This is a genomic window from Pseudomonas brassicacearum subsp. neoaurantiaca (assembly GCF_013608025.1).
Taxonomy (GTDB): domain Bacteria; phylum Pseudomonadota; class Gammaproteobacteria; order Pseudomonadales; family Pseudomonadaceae; genus Aquipseudomonas.
Genome location: NZ_VDLV01000052.1, coordinates 26,083 through 45,926, shown reverse-complemented (window position 1 = coordinate 45,926; position 19,844 = coordinate 26,083). Strand labels below are relative to the sequence as shown.

Below are 19,844 nucleotides of genomic sequence, written 5' to 3'. Positions count from 1 at the left end.
GGCACTCACCTGAAAAACGGCACATCCCCCAACACCGTCGCCCGGTGCATTACGCGCCGGGCGGGGCGGTAGTCGTCCACGGCGAAATGCTGGGTCACGCGGTTGTCCCAAAACGCCACGTCATTGGCCTGCCAGCGCCAGCGCACGGTGAACTCCGGACGTGTCGCGTGGGCGAACAACAGTTTCAGGATCGCCTCGCTTTCACCTTCCGAGAGCTCGTTGATGCGAGTGGTAAAGCCTTCGTTGACGAACAGCGAGCGACGACCGCTCACCGGATGAGTGCGAATCACCGGATGGGACAGCGGCGGGTTCTTGCGCCGTGCCTCTTCCCAGCGCACCAGGTCTTGAGGCGAGTTGCCAAAGCGCTCCAGCGGAAACGAACGGGTAAAGTCGTGCGTCGCTGTCAGACCTTCCAGCAAGCTTTTCAACGGTGCCGACAGCGCTTCATAAGCCGCGATGCCGCTGGCCCACAACGTGTCGCCGCCAAACGCCGGCGACAGCTTGGCGCTGAGCACCGCGCCCAGGGCCGGGGTCGGCAGGAAGGTCACGTCGGTGTGCCATACGGCGTTATCGCGAACGTCGGTGACGGCGGTGTCGAGCACCAGCACTTCGGGCTGATCCGGTACGTTGGGGTAGATCGGATGAATGTGCAGGTCACCGAAATACGCCGCGAAACGCGCCTGCTGCGGCGGTTCGATCGGCTGGTCGCGGAAAAACAGCACCTGATGTTCCAGCAGCGCCTGCTCGATGAAGTCGCGCTCTTCGGGGCTCAGCGGTTGGCTGATGTCGATCCCGCTGATCTGCGCGCCGAGGGCAATGCTCAAAGGGGTAAGGGTCGGGCGGCTCATGGTGGCTCTCTCGGATGGGCGCCGAATGGTCGGCGTGGTCATTGCGTATCAATGGGCCTGGCCGTGCCATGGCACCAGCTTGCGTTGCAGGGCGCGCAGGCCCATTTCCATGGCGAAGGCGATCAGTGCGATCACCAGGATTCCCAGCACCACGACATCGGTGACCAGGAACTGCGCCGCCGACTGCACCATGAACCCCAGGCCGCTGGTGGCCGCGATCAGTTCAGCGGCGACCAGCGTCGACCAACCCACGCCCAGGCCGATGCGAATGCCAGTAAGAATGTCCGGCAATGCGCTGGGCACGATCACATGACGAATCAGCTGCGCCCGCGTGGCGCCCAGGGATTGCGCGGCGCGCAATTTGGCCGGGTCGACGGTGCGCACGCCGGTGGCGGTGGCGATGGCGATCGGGGCGAAGATCGCCAGGTAGATCAGCAGGACTTTCGACAGCTCGCCGATGCCGCACCAGATCACGATCAGCGGCAGGTAGGCCAGGGGAGGAATCGGTCGGTAGAACTCGATCAGCGGATCGAGTACGCCACGGGCGATACGGTTGGCGCCGATGGCGATGCCCACCGGCACGGCCGTCAGCACCGCGAACAACAGGCCCAGGCCAATCCGCCCGAGGCTTGCGCCCAGGTGTTGCCAGAGTGTCGAATCCATGTAGCCGCTGGTCGCCAGCAGCCAACCCTTCTGCAGCACGGCGGAGGGCGGCGGCAGGAACAACGGTTCGATCAGCCCGGTGGCGGTGATCGCCCACCAGAGAAACAGCAATACCACCAGCGTCAGCCCGCTGATTGAGCGTGTGCTCAGGCTGCGCCGAACGGGGGCGGCCGCGCGCGAGGTCACGGCATCGCCGGCCACGGCTGGAACTTCATAGCTGCTCATGCGCGCTCCTGTTGTCGAGTGGCGCTGCGTTGGGAAAACACCTTGGCAAGCACGTGCTCGCGGGTCTCGATGAAGCGTGGATCGGACTTGATGGATCGAGCCGATTCGCCAGCGCCGTAGCGGCGGCCGAAATCCAGGCTCAGGCGCTCGACGATCTGCCCGGGATCCGGCGCAAGCAGAATCAGATCGGTGGCCAGGAACACGGCTTCTTCAATGTCGTGGGTAATCAGGAACACCGGCTTGGCGGTGCGTTGCCAGACTTGCAGCAGCAGCTCTTGCATCTGCTCGCGGGTGAAGGCGTCCAGGGCGCCGAAAGGTTCGTCCATCAACAGCACGCGAGGGTCGGCCGCCAATGCGCGGGCCAGGCCGACGCGTTGTTTCTGGCCGCCGGACAGCTGCCAGACACGGCGCTTTTCGAAACCGGCGAGGTCCACCAAGGCGAGCATTTCCCGGGCGCGGGCCTCGCGTTTTTCCTTGGCGACCCCGGCCAGTTCCAGGCCGAAACCGACGTTTGCCAGCACGTCCTGCCAGGGCAACAGCGCATCGTCCTGGAACACCACGCCACGTTCGGCGCCGGGACCTGACACCGGCACGCCGTCGAGGGTGATCTGCCCGGCGCTGGGCTCGACGAACCCGGCAATCAGGTTCAGCAGCGACGTCTTGCCGCTGCCGGATGGGCCGAGGGCGACCAGCAACTGCTGCGGGCCCAGGGTCAACGAAATATCCGCCAGTACCGGTTTCGTCGCGCCGGGGTACTGAGCGCTGATGCGCTCCAGCTGTAGCAAGGCCATCTCGGCGTCTCCTTTTCTATCAGCGAGTGATGTATTTGGCGCTGACGTACGGCGCGTAATCCGGCAGCACGGCTTCGACCTTGCCTTGCTCCTTGAGGAACGCGGCGGTATTGGTGATCGCCTGGGTGGTTGGAGCGCCGAGGCTCACCACCTGGTCTGCGGCCAGCGGGAATACGTTGCCTTGCAACAGCAGCGGGATATCGCTGGCCTTGGCGCCGGAGAGCTTCACCAGTTTGTCGATGTTGGACGCATCGGCGAGCCAGGCTTGCGGGTCCTTGCGGTACTGGGCGTAGGCGTCCAGGGTGACTTTGGCGAAAGCGGTGACGATCTCGGGATGCTGCTGGGCGAAATCCTTGCGCACGATCCACGCGTCGAAGGTCGGTGCGCCGAACTGGGCCAGTTCTGCTGAAGTGATCAGCACCTTGCCGTTTTCCTTGGCTACGCCCAAGGCCGGGTCCCAGACGTAGGTGGCGTCGATGTCGCCGCGTTTCCACGCCGCGATAATGGCCGGTGGCGCGAGGTTGAGCACGGTGACTTTCGACGGGTCGATGTTCCAGTGCTTCAGCGCGGCGAGCAGGCTGTAATGACCGGTGGAGACAAACGGCACGGCGATCTTCTTGCCGATCAGGTCTTGTGGGGTCTTGATGCCGGAGCCGTCACGGGCGACCAAGGCTTCAGCGGCGCCGATCTGGGTGGCGATGAGGAACGTTTCCACCGGAACCTTGCGGGTGATGGCGGCGGTCAGCGGGCTGGAACCGAGGTAACCGATCTGCACATCGCCCGAGGCGATGGCGGCGATGATGTCGGCGCCATTGTCGAACTTGCGCCAGGCGATCTTGGCCTGGGTGGCTTTTTCATAGGCTCCGTCGGCTTGGGCGACTTTCGCCGGGTCCACGGTGGTCTGGTAGGCGACGGTCAGGTCGGCCGCCTGGGCAAAAAGACTCGCCGCAGCCAGGGAGGCGGCCGCGAGAAGGCGAAGGGGGAAACTCAAAGACATGATGAAGCTCCTCAACAGGCCGCCGGAGAGTCGGCGTTGGAGGAGACTAAATGATCTAAGAATTAAGAAATAAATAACTTTTTCGAATTAGCTTATCTGCGAAAAAGTCTATCGAGAAGGTACGAAACCCCTGTGGCGAGGGAGCTTGCTCCCGCTGGACTGCGCAGCAGGCCCCATCTTTACGGCTGCTGCGCAGCCGAGCGGGAGCAAGCTCCCTCGCCACAAAAGTATTCTTGGCAGCGGCGATTCAGTTACTGATCGCCAGGATGCTCGCCTGGTACGAACCCACGAACACGTCGAAATCCCCGACTTCGTTTTGCTCCAGCTCGGTTTGCTGGGCCAGGGATTGGCGAGCAGTCTGTTCGAACGTGGCTTGCTCTTCGGTGGCCAGCGGCTCGGCGCGGAAGAACTCGGCGTGGGCCTTGCTCTGGCGCAGGGAGAACTGGGCGAAGCTTTCCTGATGCTCGGCCATGGCGGCCAACACCTGGGCGGATGGCGTCAGCGACGGATCGCGTACTTTTGCCTGTTGCGCGTCCAGCGCCTGGCGGTGGGCGTCGCCACCGTGGCTCTGGTCGAGCAGCGCGGCCAGCGGAGCGATTTTTTCCAGCAGTTCCAAGGCCCAGGCCTGCATGTCCACCGCTTGGCCCTGGCGCTGCAATTGCAGGCCCGGCTTGCGACCCTCCTTGACCACCGTCAGGAAGTTGCTGGTGGCGTTGCTGCACTCGTTGTTTTCCAGCTGCGGGCTGTCATTGAGGCCGCAATACAGCAGGAACGCATCGAGGAATCGCGACTCGGTGAGGTCGATGCCCATCGGCAGGAACGGGTTGATGTCCAGGCAGCGGACTTCGACGTACTGGATCCCGCGAGCCATGAGCGCCTGGATCGGCCGCTCCCCGGTATAGGTCACGCGCTTGGGACGGATGTTGGAGTAGTACTCGTTTTCGATCTGCAGGATGTTGGTGTTGAGCTGCACCCACTCGCCGTTCTGGTGCGTGCCGACTTTGACGTACGGCGCGTACGGTGTTGCCACCGCTTTGCGCAGGCTGTCGGTGTAACTCGCCAGGTCGTTGTAGCAAGGCGTGAGGCCGGCCTGGGCGTTGCTCTGGTAACCCAGGTCGCTCATGCGCAGGCTGGTGGCGTAGGGCAGGTACAAGGTTTCCGGATCCAGGTGTTCCAACTGATGCGGTCGGCCACGCAGGAAACCGACGTCGAGGGCCGGCGAGGCACCGAACAGGTACATCAACAGCCAGCTGTAGCGACGGAAGTTACGAATCAGGGCGATATAGGCCGACGACTGGAAGTCCCGGTCGCTCGCGCCGATGGCCTCGTCCTGACGGAGCAGGGGCCAGAGCTTTTCCGGCAGGGAGAAGTTGTAGTGGATCCCGGCGATGCACTGCATGGTCTTGCCATAGCGCAGCGCCAGACCCTTGCGGTAGACGTACTTGAGTCGACCGATGTTCGAGGTGCCGTAATAGGCGATCGGAATTTCTTCCTCGGCCGGCAACGGACACGGCATCGAGGGGCTCCACAGGTATTCGTCGCCGAGCTTGCTGTAGACGAACCGGTGGATCCTGTCGAGGCTATGCAGGGTATCAGCCGGGTTGGCCAGGGCCGGGGTGATGAACTCCAGCAGCGACTCGGAATAGTCGGTGGTGATCTGTTCGTTGGTCAGCGCCGAGCCCAGGGCCTCGGGGTGCGGGGTCTGCGCCAGGCGCCCGTCGCCCGTGACGCGCAGGCATTCACGCTCGATACCGTGCAGGCACTGCTCGAGCAGGGAGAGGTTGGCGCGCTCGCCGAGCAGGGCCAGGCGGCGGTTTAAAAGGTCGCTCAAGTTGAATTCCTTCACGCGTCAGTCGCCCCAATATGGGGGTGGGCAAGACGGTCTACAAGGGTGAAGTTAAAACTGGCGTTTTCGCCTGGTTTTCATACGGCTGAAGAAGATCGCCGCCGTCCCTTTGTGGGAGCGAGCTTGCTCGCGATAGCGGTATGTCAGTCAACTTAATAGTGACTGGTCCACCGCTATCGCGAGCAAGCTCGCTCCCACAGGAAAGCCCGACACCGCATTCGTGGCGTCGAAATTACCCTAAATCGATGACAGGGAGCTACAGGACAGCGAACGTGCCTTGCGCTTTTGCGACCAGCTTGTCGCCCTGCATCACATCGGCCTCGACCACCAGCGTGCGCCGGCCCGGGTGGATGACCCGGGCGGTGCACAACACCTCGCCGTCGGACACGGCGCGGATGTAGTTGATCTTGCACTCGATGGTCGCGCTCTGCTGGTCGAAGCCATGGACGCTGGAGCAAGCCAGGCCCATGGCGATGTCCACCAGGCTGAACAGCGCGCCGCCGTGCAGCTTGCCACCGCGATTGCGCAACTCGGGTTCGAGGCCCAGGGCGACTTGTGCCACCCCGTCCCCAAGGCTGTGCAGACGGCAGCCGAGCAGCTTGAAGAACGCGCTCTCCACCAACCCGGCCGGCGCGTCCATCAGCGTTTCTTCAATTGCTTGGCGTTGGCGAACAGCGAGGCCATGGCGTTATTCGCCGGGGCCGCCGTGGCGGTTTCCTTGCGCGGCGCGGTGTTCTGCGACTGGCGCGGCGCGGCGCCTGGGCGAGCACCGCGGGCACCGTCGACCTTCTCGCCCGGCGTGTCGCTCATGCGCATCGACAGGCCAACGCGTTTGCGCGGGATATCGACTTCCATGACCTTCACTTTCACCACGTCACCGGCCTTCACGGCTTCGCGCGGGTCCTTGATGAACTTCTCCGACAGCGCCGAGATGTGGACCAGACCGTCCTGGTGCACGCCGATGTCGACGAACGCGCCGAAATTGGTCACGTTGGTCACCACGCCTTCGAGGATCATGCCCGGTTGCAGGTCCTTGAGGTCTTCGACGCCTTCCTGGAATTCGGCGGTCTTGAACTCAGGACGCGGGTCGCGTCCCGGTTTCTCCAGCTCTTGCAGGATGTCGGTCACGGTAGGCAGGCCGAAGGTTTCGTCGGTGAATTTCTTCGGGTCCAGGCGCTTGAGGAACGCGGCGTCGCCGATCAGCGAGCGGATGTCGCGGTCGGTCTGGGCGGCGATGCGTTGCACCAGCGGGTAGGCTTCCGGGTGGACTGCGGAAGAGTCGAGCGGGTTGTCGCCGTTCATGACGCGCAGGAAGCCGGCGGCCTGCTCGAAGGTTTTTTCACCCAGGCGCGGGACTTTCTTCAACGCGGCGCGGGTCTTGAACGCGCCATGTTCGTCACGGTGGGTGACGATGTTCTGCGCCAGCGTGGCGTTCAGGCCGGAGATACGCGCCAGCAGCGCCACCGAAGCGGTGTTCACGTCCACGCCCACGGCGTTCACGCAATCCTCCACCACGGCGTCCAGGCCACGGGCGAGTTTCAGTTGGGAAACGTCGTGCTGGTATTGGCCGACGCCGATGGATTTCGGATCGATTTTCACCAGTTCCGCCAACGGATCCTGCAGGCGACGGGCGATCGACACCGCGCCGCGAATCGACACGTCCAGGTCCGGGAATTCCTTGGAAGCCAGTTCCGACGCCGAATAAACCGAAGCACCGGCCTCGGAGACCATGACCTTGGTCATTTTCATGGCCGGGTATTTCTTGATCAGCTCGGCGGCCAGCTTGTCGGTCTCGCGGCTGGCGGTGCCGTTGCCGATGGCGATCAGGTCCACCGAATGCTTGGCGCACAGGGCGGCGAGTACGGCAATGGTCTGGTCCCACTTGTTGTGCGGCACGTGCGGGTAGACCGTGGCGTGGTCCAGCAGTTTGCCGGTCGAGTCCACCACCGCCACCTTGCAGCCGGTGCGCAGGCCTGGGTCGAGGCCCAGGGTGGCGCGCGGGCCGGCCGGTGCGGCCAACAGCAGGTCGTGCAGGTTGTGGGCGAATACGTTGATCGCCTCGGTCTCGGCGTTGTCTCGCAACTCACCGAGCAAGTCGGTTTCCAGGTGGGTGTAGAGCTTGACCTTCCAGGTCCAGCGCACCACCTCGGCCAGCCATTTATCGGCGGCGCGGTTCTGGTTCTGGATGCCGAATTGCTGGCCGATCATGCCTTCGCACGGGTGCATGGTGCCGGGCAGTTCTTCACCGACCTTCAGGGCTGAACTGAGAATGCCTTCGTTGCGGCCACGAAAAATCGCCAGGGCACGGTGGGACGGCATGCTCTTGAGCGGTTCGTCATGCTCGAAGTAGTCGCGGAACTTGGCGCCTTCCTCTTCCTTGCCGGCGATGACGCGGGCGCTGAGGATGGCTTCCTGCTTGAGGAAGTTGCGCAGTTTCTCCAACAGGTTGGCGTCTTCGGCGAAGCGCTCCATGAGGATGTACTTGGCGCCTTCCAGCGCGGCCTTCACGTCCGCCACGCCTTTTTCGGCATCGACAAAGCGTGCGGCCTCGGTTTCCGGGGCCAGGGTTGGATCATTGAATAGGCCATCGGCCAGCTCGCCGAGGCCGGCTTCCAAGGCGATCTGGCCCTTGGTGCGGCGTTTTTGCTTGTAGGGCAGGTACAAGTCTTCGAGGCGGGTCTTGGTGTCGGCCAGCTTGATGTCGCGTTCGAGTTGCGGGGTCAGCTTGCCTTGCTCCTGGATGCTCGCCAGGATGCTGATGCGCCGTTCGTCGAGTTCGCGCAGGTAGCGCAGGCGCTCTTCCAGATGACGCAACTGGGTGTCATCGAGGCTGCCGGTCACTTCTTTCCGGTAACGGGCTATGAAAGGGACCGTGGAGCCTTCATCGAGTAGCGCGACGGCCGCTTCGACCTGTTGTGGGCGGACGCCGAGTTCCTCGGCGATGCGGCTGTTGATGCTGTCCATAAAACCACCTGACAAATTGTGAAATCAGGCTCGCCGCCGCAGAAGCCGGGCTCGGCGAGACTGGTAGAGCGGCCTGGCATGCGCCGCTGCCTGGGTCAAAAGGCTGCCTGTTGACCCGCGAAATTCAAAAAGTGCTGCCTGGCCAGGGGTAAAAAAGTGCTGCGCCGGTGTAAAGATCCGGCCTGGTCCTGGCACAAAGGCCGCGCATTATAACCAGCGTTCCGTTGTTCGGGGGTGTCGTGAACCGAGGGTTTGATGGGTGGATTGCTGGAGATAGAGGAAAAATCTGCTAACAATGCACACGGTGCGTATAACGGCAGCTAGGCCATAATGCGCGCCAAGATCAAAGGAGCTTCCTATGAGCAGCACTGCACAAACTGCTGAAGGCGAAAAAATTCTGATTGTTGACGACGATCCCGGGCTGAGCAGCCTGCTGGAGCGTTTTTTCGTCAGCAAGGGCTACCGCGCCCGTACCGTACCGAACACCGAGCAAATGGATCGCCTGCTGGCCCGTGAGGTATTCAACCTCGTGGTCCTCGACCTGATGCTGCCTGGCGAGGACGGCTTGACCGCTTGCCGTCGCCTGCGGGGCGCGAACAACCAGATCCCGATCATCATGCTCACTGCCAAGGGCGACGAGCTGAGCCGCATCAAGGGGCTGGAACTGGGCGCCGACGATTACCTGGCCAAGCCGTTCAACCCCGACGAGCTGATGGCCCGGGTCAAGGCGGTCTTGCGTCGCCAGTCGGCCCCGGTGCCTGGCGCGCCGGGCAGCGAAGACGAAAGCGTGACCTTCGGCGACTATGAACTGTCCTTGGCCACCCGCGAGCTCAAGCGTGGCGACGAGATCCATATGCTCACCACCGGTGAGTTCGCCGTGCTCAAGGCTTTGGTGATGAACGCCCGCCAGCCGTTGACCCGCGACAAACTGATGAACCTGGCCCGTGGTCGTGAGTGGGACGCGCTGGAGCGTTCCATCGACGTGCAGATATCCCGCCTGCGCCGGATGATCGAGCCCGATCCATCCAAACCGCGTTATATCCAGACGGTCTGGGGCGTCGGTTATGTGTTCGTGCCGGATGGCGCCGCCAGCAAGTGATCGGCGATTTGTAGGAGCGGGTAGCCTGGCTGGTTGAAATGTCTTCTTCCAGGCGACTCGCGGTCCGTCATTGTGCGAGCATCGCTCGCTCCTGCAAGTGTGTAGCGGTTATTCATGAAAACCCCCGTTTGGTTCCCCCAGAGTTTTTTCTCCCGCACCCTCTGGCTGGTGCTGATCGTCGTGCTTTTTTCCAAGGCGCTGACGCTGGTCTACCTGCTGATGAACGAGGATGTGCTGGTGGACCGCCAATACAGTCACGGCGTGGCCTTGACCTTGCGTGCCTATTGGGCGGCTGACGAAACCAATCGAGCCAAGATTGCCGAGGCGGCAACATTGATCCGGGTCGTTGGTGCTGGCGTGCCGGAAGGGGAGCAGCACTGGCCGTACAGCGAAATCTATCAACGACAGATGCAGGCCGAACTGGGCGCCGACACCGAGGTGCGTCTGCGCATGCATTCGCCTCCGGCATTGTGGGTGCGTGCCCCGAGCCTGGGTGACGGTTGGTTGAAGGTGCCTCTGTACCCGCATCCACTGCGTGGCCAGAAAATCTGGAACGTGCTGGGCTGGTTCCTGGCGATCGGCCTGTTATCGACGGCTTCGGCATGGATCTTCGTCAGCCAGCTCAACCAACCGCTCAAGCGCCTGGTGTACGCCGCCCGGCAACTGGGTCAGGGTCGAAGCGTACGATTGCCCATCAGCGATACCCCAAGCGAGATGACCGAGGTCTACCGCGCCTTCAACCAGATGGCCGAGGATGTCGAACAGGCCGGGCGCGAGCGTGAACTGATGCTTGCGGGCGTTTCCCATGACTTGCGTACGCCGCTGACCCGGTTGCGGCTTTCCCTGGAACTGATGGGCGAGCACACCGACCTGACCGACGAGATGGTTCGCGACATCGAAGACATGGACGCGATTCTTGACCAGTTCCTGGCGTTCATTCGCGACGGTCGTGATGAATCCGTGGAGGAAGTGGACCTCAGTGAGTTGGTGCGGGAAGTGGTGGCGCCCTATAACCAGAACGACGAAAAAGTACAGCTGCGCCTGGAGCCGATCCAGCCGTTTCCGTTGCGCCGGGTGTCGATGAAGCGTTTGCTGAACAACCTGATCGGCAATGCCTTGAACCATGCTGGCGCTGGCGTCGAAGTCGCGGCCTATGTCTCCGGCGACACCAGCGCGCCTTACGTGGTGCTGAGCGTCATGGACCGTGGCGCCGGGATCGATCCCTCGGAGCTGGAAGCCATCTTCAACCCCTTCACCCGGGGTGATCGCGCCCGGGGTGGAAAGGGGACGGGGCTGGGCTTGGCAATCGTCAAGCGCATCGCCGCGATGCACGGCGGCAATGTAGAGCTGCGCAACCGCGTCGGTGGCGGACTGGAAGCGCGGGTCCGGTTGCCGTTGGGCCTGATGCTGCCTCGGGATGCGGTGTAGCGGAATCGCTCGAAAGGCGCAAAACCTGTGGGAGCGAGCTTGCTCGCGATGCGGTGGATCAGCGAATTTGATGCAGGCTGACACCGTCATCGCGAGCAAGCTCGCTCCCACAGTAATTTGTAAATGGATTACCCCTTGCCCTTGGTCCGGGTCATGTTCGGCCCACCATTCTTTTCCAGATGCTCGATGATGATTCCCGCCACGTTCTTGCTGGTGGTGGTCTCGATGCCTTCCAGGCCTGGCGAGGAATTGACTTCCATGACCAACGGCCCGTGATTGGAGCGCAGGATGTCCACGCCAGCTACGGCGAGCCCCATGACCTTGGCGGCGCGCAGGGCGGTCATGCGCTCTTCGGGAGTAATCTTGATCAGGCTCGCACTGCCGCCGCGATGCAAGTTGGAACGGAACTCACCGGGCCGGGCCTGGCGCTTCATCGAGGCGATCACCTTATCGCCGACCACGAAGCAGCGAATGTCCGCACCGCCGGCTTCCTTGATGTATTCCTGGACCATGATGTTCTGCTTGAGGCCCATGAACGCCTCGATCACCGATTCCGCCGCCGTTGCGGTTTCACACAGCACCACGCCAATGCCCTGGGTGCCCTCCAGTACCTTGATTACCAGAGGGGCGCCATTGACCATCGCGATGAGGTCGGGAATGTCATCCGGAGAGTGGGCGAAGCCGGTCACGGGCAAGCCGATACCGCGCCGAGACAGCAATTGCAGCGAGCGCAGCTTGTCTCGCGAGCGGGCAATCGCGACGGATTCATTGAGGGGATACACGCCCATCATTTCGAACTGGCGCAATACCGCGCAGCCGTAGAAGGTCACCGACGCGCCGATGCGCGGGATCACCGCATCGAAGCCTTCAAGTGGCTTGCCCCGGTAATGGATCTGCGGCTTGTGGCTGGCGATGTTCATGTAGGCGCGCAGGGTATCGATCACCACCATTTCATGGCCACGTTCGGTCCCGGCCTCGACCAGGCGGCGGGTGGAATACAGACGCGGGTTTCGCGACAGCACAGCGATCTTCATGCAACACCTGTGGCAGAGGTAGTGGACACCGGGAATGCCGGCTTGTCTTGAACGTATTTGATGCCTGGATTGACCACCAACTGGCCGTCAATCAAGGCTTTGGAGCCGAGCAACAGGCGATAACGCATGGATTTTCGGCAGGCGAGGGTGAACTCGACCCGCCAGAACCGATCACCCAGCGCCAACGTGGTGCTGATCACGTAGCGGACCTGGGCGTGGCCGTTGGAACTCTTGATGGTCTTGCGCGCTACCAGCGGCGCTTCGCAGCGGCGATGGCGCAACTGCACCACCGTGCCCAGGTGCGCAGTGAAACGCACCCATTTTTCACCGTCGCGCTCGAATGGCTCGATGTCGGTAGCGTGCAGGCTGGAAGTACTGGCTCCGGTGTCGATTTTTGCGCGCAGGCCGGCGACTCCCAAGTCCGGGAGCGCCACCCATTCGCGCAGACCGACGACGGTCAGATGGTCAAATGTCTTCAATAAAAACAACCTGAAATTGGCACATCGGATCGCGGACTCCGCTAATCGCGGTATTCACGCAGAATAATCACAAAATGGCGACAGTTATCTACGCACCCGTTTGAATGTGTAACCGATGCCGACGCCGGCCCTGCGGACGGGCGGTTCGGCGAGCATTCTATCCGTCGCGACGGATTCGTGCGCCCGACAAAAACGGTAGTACAGTTCCAGCTATTCGTTAGAAAGAGGAATTCCAGTGGCACAAAAAAGCGAAGAGGATGACAAGGTCCGTCTCGATAAATGGTTGTGGGCGGCACGATTCTACAAGACCCGAGCCTTGGCCAAGGCCGCCATTGAAAGCGGCAAGGTCCATCACCGGGGCGAGCGTTGCAAGCCTGGCAAAGAGCCACGTATCGGTGATGAATACGTCATCCGTACCGGTTTCGATGAAAAAACCGTGGTTGTCGAAGCCTTGTCCATCGTGCGTCGCGGTGCGCCGGAAGCTCAAACGCTGTACCGCGAGACCGAAGCCAGCATCGCCAAGCGTGAAGCCGCAGCCGCCCAGCGCAAGGCCGGCGCCCTGGGTGTCAGTACGGATGGCAAGCCGAGCAAGAAGCAGCGCCGGGATCTGTTCAAGTTCCATGGCAGCAACAACGATTAAAGCATCGGCCACACCGGTAACCCGTGGCGAGGGAGCTTGCTCCCGCTGGGCTGCGCAGCGGCCCCAGAATCTTGCGGTCGCTACGCAACCGAGCGGGAGCAAGCTCCCTCGCCACAACAGCGCTGCACATGCAGATAGATGCTCAGTCTTACCACCAGGCAAAGTCACGCCTTGCTTGGAACCCACCCTGAATGCCCATAAAATGCCCGTCATCAATTGTCATCACCTCAGATACCAGACCTTATGACTGATTTACCGGATACCGACTACACCCAGCGTTTCATCTTCGATGACAGCGACGCCCGTGGCGAGCTGGTGGCGTTGGAGCGTAGCTACGCCGAAGTCCTTGCCAAGCACCCCTATCCGGAGCCGGTCGCGCAGTTGCTCGGCGAGCTGATGGCCGCTGCGGCGTTGCTGGTGGGTACCTTGAAATTCGATGGCTTGCTGATCCTCCAGGCGCGCTCCGAAGGTCCGGTGCCTCTGCTGATGATCGAGTGCTCCAGCGAGCGCGAAATCCGTGGCCTGGCCCGGTATCACGCGGAGCAGATCGCGCCCGACGCGACCTTGGCCGATCTGATGCCCAACGGCGTGCTGGCCCTGACGGTCGACCCAAGTCATGGCAAGCGCTACCAGGGCATCGTCGATCTCGACGGCGCGACGCTGGCTGAGTGCTTCACCAATTACTTCGTCATGTCCCAGCAGACCAACACCCGTTTCTGGCTCTATGCCGACGGGCGGCGCGCCCGTGGGTTGCTGCTGCAGCAACTGCCTGCCGACCGCATCCGTGACTCGGAAGAACGCGACGCCAGCTGGCAGCACGTCACCGCTCTGGCCAGCACCTTGAGCGCCGATGAATTGCTGGGGCTGGATAACGAAACCGTCCTGCATCGCCTGTACCACGAAGAGCAGGTTCGCTTGTTCGACGGCCAGCCGTTGCGCTTCAAATGCAGTTGCTCCCGTGAACGTTCCGGCAATGCGCTGGTCAGTCTGGGTCTGGAAGATGCGCAGCAACTGGTGATCGAGCATGGCGGCGCCATTGAAATCGATTGCCAGTTTTGCAATGAGCGCTACCTGTTCGATGCCGCGGACATCGCCCAATTGTTCGCCGGTGCGGGTGTCGACACACCGTCAGATACTCGTCACTAAAACGGTTCAGCGCAGGTAAATCTCCTGGCAAACGCCGGATTTACGCCGTACTGACGGGAGGGCCCTACTTTTTTTGGGCTTTTCTGGCATAATCCGGCCCACTTTTTTCGGGTAGTAGTGCGCGACTTCCTACTACAAAACGTTTGGAGCACTCGGCCACGGGCCGACGGGGAATCTCATGACGCAAGCCAATAACGCCGTGTACACCGATCTGAGTGTCGATGATCTGGTCAAAGAAGCCCTGAATCGCGGTGAAGGCGAGCTTGCCGATACTGGCGCGCTGGTTGTACGTACCGGTCATCGTACCGGTCGCTCGCCAGTCGACCGTTTCATCGTGGAAGAGCCAACCACCCAGGACGCCATTGCCTGGGGCCCGATCAACCGCAAGTTCCCGGCCGACAAGTTCGATGCCCTGTGGAACCGCGTCGAAGCCTACCTGGGCGAGCGCGAGCGTTTTGTTTCCCATGTGCATGTAGGTTCCGATCCTGCGCACTACCTGCCGGTCAAGATGACCACCGAGACTGCCTGGCACAACCTGTTCGGCCGCTGCCTGTTCATCAACCCGGAGCAGTACAACGCCGGCGGCAAGGACGAGTGGCAGATCCTCAACGCGCCTAACTTCGTCTGCGAGCCTGAGCGTGACGGCACCAACTCCGACGGCACCGTGATCATCAACTTCGCGGCCAAGAAAGTTCTGATCGCTGGCATGCGCTACGCCGGCGAGATGAAGAAAGCCCTGTTCTCTGTGCAGAACTTCCTGCTGCCGGCTGTTGACGTGCTGCCAATGCACTGCGCCGCCAACATGGGCGAAGAGGGCGATGTGACCCTGTTCTTCGGCCTGTCGGGCACCGGCAAGACCACCCTGTCCGCCGATGAAAGCCGTTACCTGATCGGTGACGACGAGCACGGCTGGGGCGTGGGCGTGGTCTTCAACATCGAAGGCGGTTGCTATGCCAAGTGCATCGACCTGTCCGAGAAGAACGAGCCGGTTATCTGGAAAGCTATCCAGCACGGCGCCGTACTGGAGAACGTGGTCCTCGACCCGGTCACCAAGAAAGCCGACTACGCCGATGACAGCCTGACCCAGAACAGCCGCGCCGCCTACCCGCGTGAGCTGATCGAAAAACGCGCACCGAAAAACCTCGGTGGCGAGCCAAACGCCGTGATCTTCCTGACCTGCGACCTGACCGGCGTGCTGCCGCCGGTGTCGATCCTCAGCGAAGAACAAGCCGCCTACCACTTCCTGTCCGGCTACACCGCACTGGTGGGCTCGACCGAAATGGGTTCGGGCAGTGGCATCAAGTCGACCTTCTCCACCTGCTTCGGCGCGCCGTTCTTCCCGCGTCCGGCCGGCGAATACGCTGAGCTGCTGATCAAGCGTATCCGTGGTTTCGGCTCCAAGGTCTACCTGGTCAACACCGGCTGGACCGGCGGCGGCTACGGCGTCGGCAAGCGCTTTAACATCCCGACCACCCGTGCGGTGATCGCAGCGATCCAGAGCGGCGCGCTGATCGGTGCTGAAACCGAACACCTGGACATCATCAACCTGGACGTGCCGCTGGCTGTTCCAGGCGTCGAGACTGGCCTGTTGAACCCACGCAACACCTGGGCCGACAAAGCCGCCTACGACGAAGCCGCCAAGGCATTGGCCGGCCTGTTCATCGAGAACTTCAAGAAGTTCGAAGTGAGCGACGCGATCAAGGCGGCAGGTCCGCAGCTGTAAGGCTTGATTGGTCAATGAAAAAGCCGCCCTTCGAGGGCGGCTTTTTTGTGTGCGACTATTTTTCTTCCAGTGCCTGCGTATCCCATCGCTGCGCCTTTATTGCCTTGTAAAGCATGCCGATGGTCAGCGGCATTTTGGTCCCCCGGCCCTTCGCCCGGCGCTTTTGAAACACATCGAATCCTTCCGGCTGGAAATAGCGATAGGCGTCATAGTCGATGAGCTCGATGGCGAATCGTTCTTCCAGTGTCTCCATCAAATGCCTCGCATCCGCGCCATCGCAGCCCAGATCATGATTGATTGCGGTCTCCAGGCGAAGGGTCTTGCGTTCCGGCAGGCTGATTTCCTCATGGAGCAGCTCCATGAGTTGGCGCATGACAAGGTCGTCGGGGAAGTCTGGGGCGAAGTGCATGTTGAGGGATCCGACTGATGGGAATGGCGCGGCTGTAGAGTTGGAAAGTTTAGGGCGAATCGTTTCCACCGAAAAGAAGGCAGCCATTCTACGGTTCAGCCCGGGAGGTCTGAAGCTCCGTGTGCACAAGGCTTGAAGCAAGGTGCGCGGATTTGTATCGTCTCGTGGCAAAGCGCAAGGACGTTCACGCTGTATCATCCAGTATCGTTTTCCCCCCGACCTTTTCTCGACTCGCTGCGCTACCCGACTAGGCTTTGGGCTCCACAGCAGTCAAAGGAGCGACCGCTTATGCACAGCACCCTGGAACAGGTCTTCGGTTATCCACAGTTTCGCCTCGGTCAGGAAGCGACCATCGGCGCGATCCTCGCCGGTCGGTCGGCAGCGGCCATTTTTCCGACGGGATCCGGCAAGTCGCTTTGCTATCAACTACCGGCGCTGTTATTGCCGCACCTGACGTTGGTGGTCTCGCCGCTGCTGGCGTTGATGCAGGACCAGTTGGCGTTTCTCAAGCGCCACGGCGTCCCGGCGGCGAGTATCGATTCGGCCCAGAGTCGTGACGAAGCCAGCGATGCCATGGCACGGGCCCGCTCAGGTGAGCTGAAGATCCTTATGGTTTCGGTGGAACGGTTGAAGAATGAGCGCTTTCGCAATTTCCTGCAGCAGGTGCCGATTTCGTTGTTGGTGGTGGATGAGGCTCACTGCATTTCCGAATGGGGGCACAACTTTCGCCCCGATTATCTGAAGCTCCCCGATTACCAGCGCCAGTTCAACATTCCCCAGGCGTTGTTGCTGACGGCCACTGCTACGCCCAAGGTCATCGCCGATATGCAAGCCAAGTTCGCCATCGCTGCTGACGACGTGGTGACGACTGGCTTCTATCGGCCGAATCTCAATCTGCTGGTTGAGCCCGTGCGCAGTGAGGACAAGCGTGAACGTTTGCTGCAATGGCTGGGCGAACGCGCCGGGCAGCCGAGTATCGTCTACGTTACCTTGCAGCGAACCGCCGAGCAGATCGCCGAACACCTCAGTTATCATGGCATCCAGGCTGAGGCTTATCACGCCGGCCTGCCCCATGATCAGCGCGAAGCCATCCAACGGCGATTCATGGGCGGGCAGTCCAACTGCATCGTCGCTACGATCGCGTTCGGCATGGGTATCGACAAAAGCGACATCCGCAACGTAGTGCATTTCGACCTGCCCAAATCCATCGAGAACTACAGCCAGGAAATCGGCCGTGCCGGACGGGACGGACAGCCGTCCGATTGCCTGGTACTGGCCAACCGGGACAGCCTCAACATTCTCGAGAATTTCGTCTATGGCGATACGCCTGAGCTTACCGGCATTCGCTGCGTGCTCGATGAGTTGAAGGCCGCTGCTGGTGACGGGCAATGGGAGTTTTTGCTGGGGCCGTTGGCGGACAAGAGCAATATCCGGCAGTTGCCGCTCAAGACGCTGCTGGTTCAACTGGAGCTGCGCGGTCTGATTGCACCGCGCTATGCCTATTACGCGGAATATCGCTTCAAATTCCTGACCGAGCCGCAAGCATTGCTTGAGCGCTTCGAAGGTGAGCGAAGGGACTTTGTCTCGGCCATCATCCAGACCTCCAGTCGCGCCCGTACTTGGGCGACGGTGAATTTCGAGAGGATGTACCAGCAATATCACGCGGAGCGGAATCGAGTGGTCAAGGCTCTGGATTATTTCCAGGAACAAGGCTGGATCGAGCTGGAAAGCAAGCAGATGACCGAGGTTTATAACGTTCTCGACGCCGATTTCGATTCAGGGCTATTGAGTGCCGAGCTCCACGCTGATTTCACTCGTCACGAGGAAACAGAGGTCGCCCGGATTCACGCCATGCTGGCGTTGTTCGCCACGGCGAGTTGCCTTGGCTGTCGATTGGCGCGGTATTTCGGTGATGACGATGCGCCACAAGAGTGTGGTCACTGTTCGGTATGCCACGGACATGTCGCTTGTTTGCCGGAACCGCCATCGATGCCGTCCCTTGTGGACAAAAGTTTCGAAAGCCTGTGTGGGGACTTTATCCACAGGCATGAGCAGCACACCGGCGACAGGCCTTCTGCCGAGCGCCTGACCCGGTTTCTCTGCGGCATCAGCGTACCGCTCTTCACCAAACTGAAGGCCCGGACGATCCAGGGGTATGCCGTGCTGGAAGCATATCCGTATGCCGAGGTTCGTCGTTGGGCCCAAGCGCACCTGTGACCTGCATCCATCCGCTGAATGCCGTGCATCACACGAATAAATTTCTAAAATCTTCGGTGGCTGACTATGGTGATGGCTGTCCTTGGATCGCCAACAAGAGAGCAAACATGAGCCAGACAACCTTCGATATCCAGCGTGCTGCCGTGGTCGGCGCGGGCACCATGGGCCGTGGCATCGTGATGTGCCTGGCCAATGCCGGCGTCACCGTGCAATGGGTCGACAACAATCCACAAATGCTTGAGCAGGCATTGGCCACGGTGGCCGAGACTTATGCCCATAACGTACGCCAGGGTCGACTTGAACAAAGCGAAGCCGATGCCCGGGTCGCCCGGATAACGCGTGCGAATGACTACGCGGCGATCCGCAATGTGGACCTCGTCATCGAAGCGGTCTACGAGAACCTCGAACTCAAGCAGAAAATATTCCGCGAGCTGGATGGCATGCTCAAGCCCGAGGCTATCCTTGCAAGCAACACTTCGGCGCTGGACATCGATGCCATTGCCGCCGCCACGCGCCGGCCAACCCAGGTCCTGGGCCTGCATTTCTTCAGTCCGGCGCACATCATGAAGCTGCTGGAAATCGTTCGCGGCGCGCAGACATCAAAAGCGGTTCTGGACGCAGCTCTGGCGTTGGGCAAACGCATGGGCAAAGTGAGTGTCGTGTCGGGCAATTGCCACGGGTTCATCGGCAACCGGATGCTGCACCCCTATGTGCTTGAAGCGCGCAAGATGCTCTTGGAAGGGGCTTTCCCCCATCAGGTCGATGCGGCGCTGCAAGGCTTCGGCTTCGCCATGGGGCCGTTTCGCATGTATGACGTGGTTGGGATCGATCTGGAATGGCGTGCGCGGGAGCTGGCGGGCCAGGGGCAGGATGCGCCCGAGGTGCAGGTGGACAACCGCCTGTGCGAGTTGGGCCGGTTCGGCCAGAAGAGCGGCAACGGGTACTATCACTACGAGCCAGGCAGCCGTCAGGCTGAACACGATGTCGAGGTCGATGCGCTGGTGCAGCGGGTCAGCGAAGAGTTGGGCTTTCAGCGGCGCGAGATAGGCGCCGAGGAAATTCTCGAGCGCTGCTTGCTGGCCCTGGTCAACGAAGGTGCGAAGATTCTGCAGGAAGGCATCGCCGAGTCGTCTCACGACATCGATCTGGTTTACCTCAACGGCTATGGCTTCCCGGCAGACAAGGGCGGCCCGATGGCCTGGGCTGACCAACAAGGGCTTGAAGATATCCACGCGCGTTTGTTGGAGCTTGAAACCAAGCAGGGCGATCAATGGAAACCCGCCCGTTTGATCGGCGAGCTGGCTGCGCAAGGCAAAGGATTCTCCCAGCGATAAT

Annotated in this window: 17 protein-coding genes; 7 read left to right on the top strand and 10 right to left on the bottom strand. The window is 61.4% G+C overall.

The features are described from left to right. Nucleotides 1-5: 5 nt before the first annotated feature. The 7 genes from tauD to FHK92_RS23595 all read right to left on the bottom strand — a co-directional run bounded on the left by tauD (nucleotide 6) and on the right by FHK92_RS23595 (nucleotide 8,334). On the bottom strand, nucleotides 6-848 hold the full coding sequence (gene tauD / locus FHK92_RS23625; RefSeq protein ID WP_181290244.1) for a taurine dioxygenase: 843 nt from the start codon (nucleotides 846-848) through the stop codon (nucleotides 6-8). A gap of 48 nt (nucleotides 849-896) precedes the next feature. Beyond that, a complete protein-coding gene (gene tauC, locus FHK92_RS23620) occupies nucleotides 897-1,736 on the bottom strand; it encodes a taurine ABC transporter permease TauC (RefSeq protein ID WP_181290243.1) in 840 nt (279 codons plus the stop codon). Next, a complete protein-coding gene (tauB, locus tag FHK92_RS23615) occupies nucleotides 1,733-2,527 on the bottom strand; it encodes a taurine ABC transporter ATP-binding subunit (protein ID WP_181290242.1) in 795 nt (264 codons plus the stop codon). Before tauB ends, tauC begins: the two co-directional genes overlap by 4 nt. Nucleotides 2,528-2,546: 19 nt before the next feature. Beyond that, nucleotides 2,547-3,524 carry a taurine ABC transporter substrate-binding protein gene (gene tauA / locus FHK92_RS23610; RefSeq protein WP_181290241.1) on the bottom strand — a complete coding sequence of 326 codons (978 nt, stop codon included), beginning with the start codon at nucleotides 3,522-3,524 and terminating at the stop codon, nucleotides 2,547-2,549. 247 nt (nucleotides 3,525-3,771) lie between these two features. Beyond that, on the bottom strand, nucleotides 3,772-5,355 hold the full coding sequence (gshA, locus tag FHK92_RS23605) for a glutamate--cysteine ligase (protein WP_181290240.1): 1,584 nt from the start codon (nucleotides 5,353-5,355) through the stop codon (nucleotides 3,772-3,774). Between the two features lie 271 nt (nucleotides 5,356-5,626). Beyond that, nucleotides 5,627-6,010: a PaaI family thioesterase gene (locus FHK92_RS23600; protein WP_181290239.1), complete on the bottom strand. Its 384-nt coding sequence runs from the start codon at nucleotides 6,008-6,010 to the stop codon at nucleotides 5,627-5,629. Next, nucleotides 6,010-8,334, bottom strand: coding sequence for a Tex family protein (locus FHK92_RS23595; RefSeq protein ID WP_030140495.1), 2,325 nt, complete (start codon nucleotides 8,332-8,334; stop codon nucleotides 6,010-6,012). Before FHK92_RS23595 ends, FHK92_RS23600 begins: the two co-directional genes overlap by 1 nt. 358 nt (nucleotides 8,335-8,692) lie before the next feature. Here FHK92_RS23595 and ompR point away from each other — a divergent pair, with 358 nt between their 5' ends. Together ompR and FHK92_RS23585 are read left to right on the top strand one after the other, a co-directional pair. Continuing rightward, entirely contained in the window at nucleotides 8,693-9,433 is a 741-nt protein-coding gene (gene ompR, locus FHK92_RS23590) for an osmolarity response regulator transcription factor OmpR (RefSeq protein WP_025211284.1), read from the top strand. Between the two features lie 114 nt (nucleotides 9,434-9,547). After that, a complete protein-coding gene (locus FHK92_RS23585; protein WP_181290238.1) occupies nucleotides 9,548-10,861 on the top strand; it encodes an ATP-binding protein in 1,314 nt (437 codons plus the stop codon). Nucleotides 10,862-10,989: 128 nt separating this feature from the next. Here the strand turns inward: FHK92_RS23585 and rimK are convergent, their stop codons facing one another. Beyond that, nucleotides 10,990-11,895, bottom strand: coding sequence for a 30S ribosomal protein S6--L-glutamate ligase (rimK, locus tag FHK92_RS23580; protein WP_030141550.1), 906 nt, complete (start codon nucleotides 11,893-11,895; stop codon nucleotides 10,990-10,992). Then, a complete protein-coding gene (gene rimB / locus FHK92_RS23575; RefSeq protein WP_039592641.1) occupies nucleotides 11,892-12,374 on the bottom strand; it encodes a retropepsin-like aspartic endopeptidase RimB in 483 nt (160 codons plus the stop codon). The genes rimK and rimB overlap by 4 nt, the downstream gene beginning before the upstream one ends. A gap of 235 nt (nucleotides 12,375-12,609) precedes the next feature. Between rimB and FHK92_RS23570 the strand changes: the two genes are divergently transcribed. The 3 genes from FHK92_RS23570 to FHK92_RS23560 all read left to right on the top strand — a co-directional run bounded on the left by FHK92_RS23570 (nucleotide 12,610) and on the right by FHK92_RS23560 (nucleotide 15,883). Beyond that, nucleotides 12,610-13,014 (top strand): RNA-binding S4 domain-containing protein, encoded by a 405-nt coding sequence (locus FHK92_RS23570; protein ID WP_181290237.1) that lies wholly within the window; start codon nucleotides 12,610-12,612, stop codon nucleotides 13,012-13,014. Nucleotides 13,015-13,257: 243 nt separating this feature from the next. Further along, the gene (gene hslO / locus FHK92_RS23565) at nucleotides 13,258-14,160 is read left to right on the top strand and encodes an Hsp33 family molecular chaperone HslO (RefSeq protein ID WP_181290236.1); all 903 of its coding nucleotides are present in this window, start codon (nucleotides 13,258-13,260) and stop codon (nucleotides 14,158-14,160) included. Nucleotides 14,161-14,338: 178 nt separating this feature from the next. After that, nucleotides 14,339-15,883 carry a phosphoenolpyruvate carboxykinase gene (locus tag FHK92_RS23560; protein ID WP_181290235.1) on the top strand — a complete coding sequence of 515 codons (1,545 nt, stop codon included), beginning with the start codon at nucleotides 14,339-14,341 and terminating at the stop codon, nucleotides 15,881-15,883. Between the two features lie 55 nt (nucleotides 15,884-15,938). On the opposite strand, the gene FHK92_RS23555 is transcribed toward FHK92_RS23560, so the two are convergent. Then, a complete protein-coding gene (locus FHK92_RS23555) occupies nucleotides 15,939-16,292 on the bottom strand; it encodes a DUF1493 family protein (protein WP_181290300.1) in 354 nt (117 codons plus the stop codon). 288 nt (nucleotides 16,293-16,580) lie between these two features. On the opposite strand from FHK92_RS23555, the gene FHK92_RS23550 reads away from it, so the two are divergent. Both FHK92_RS23550 and FHK92_RS23545 read left to right on the top strand, forming a co-directional pair. Further along, nucleotides 16,581-18,509, top strand: a complete 1,929-nt coding sequence (locus FHK92_RS23550) for a RecQ family ATP-dependent DNA helicase (RefSeq protein WP_181290234.1) — start codon at nucleotides 16,581-16,583, stop codon at nucleotides 18,507-18,509. Nucleotides 18,510-18,616: 107 nt separating this feature from the next. Continuing rightward, nucleotides 18,617-19,843 carry a 3-hydroxyacyl-CoA dehydrogenase gene (locus FHK92_RS23545; protein WP_181290233.1) on the top strand — a complete coding sequence of 409 codons (1,227 nt, stop codon included), beginning with the start codon at nucleotides 18,617-18,619 and terminating at the stop codon, nucleotides 19,841-19,843. Nucleotide 19,844 lies beyond the last annotated feature (1 nt).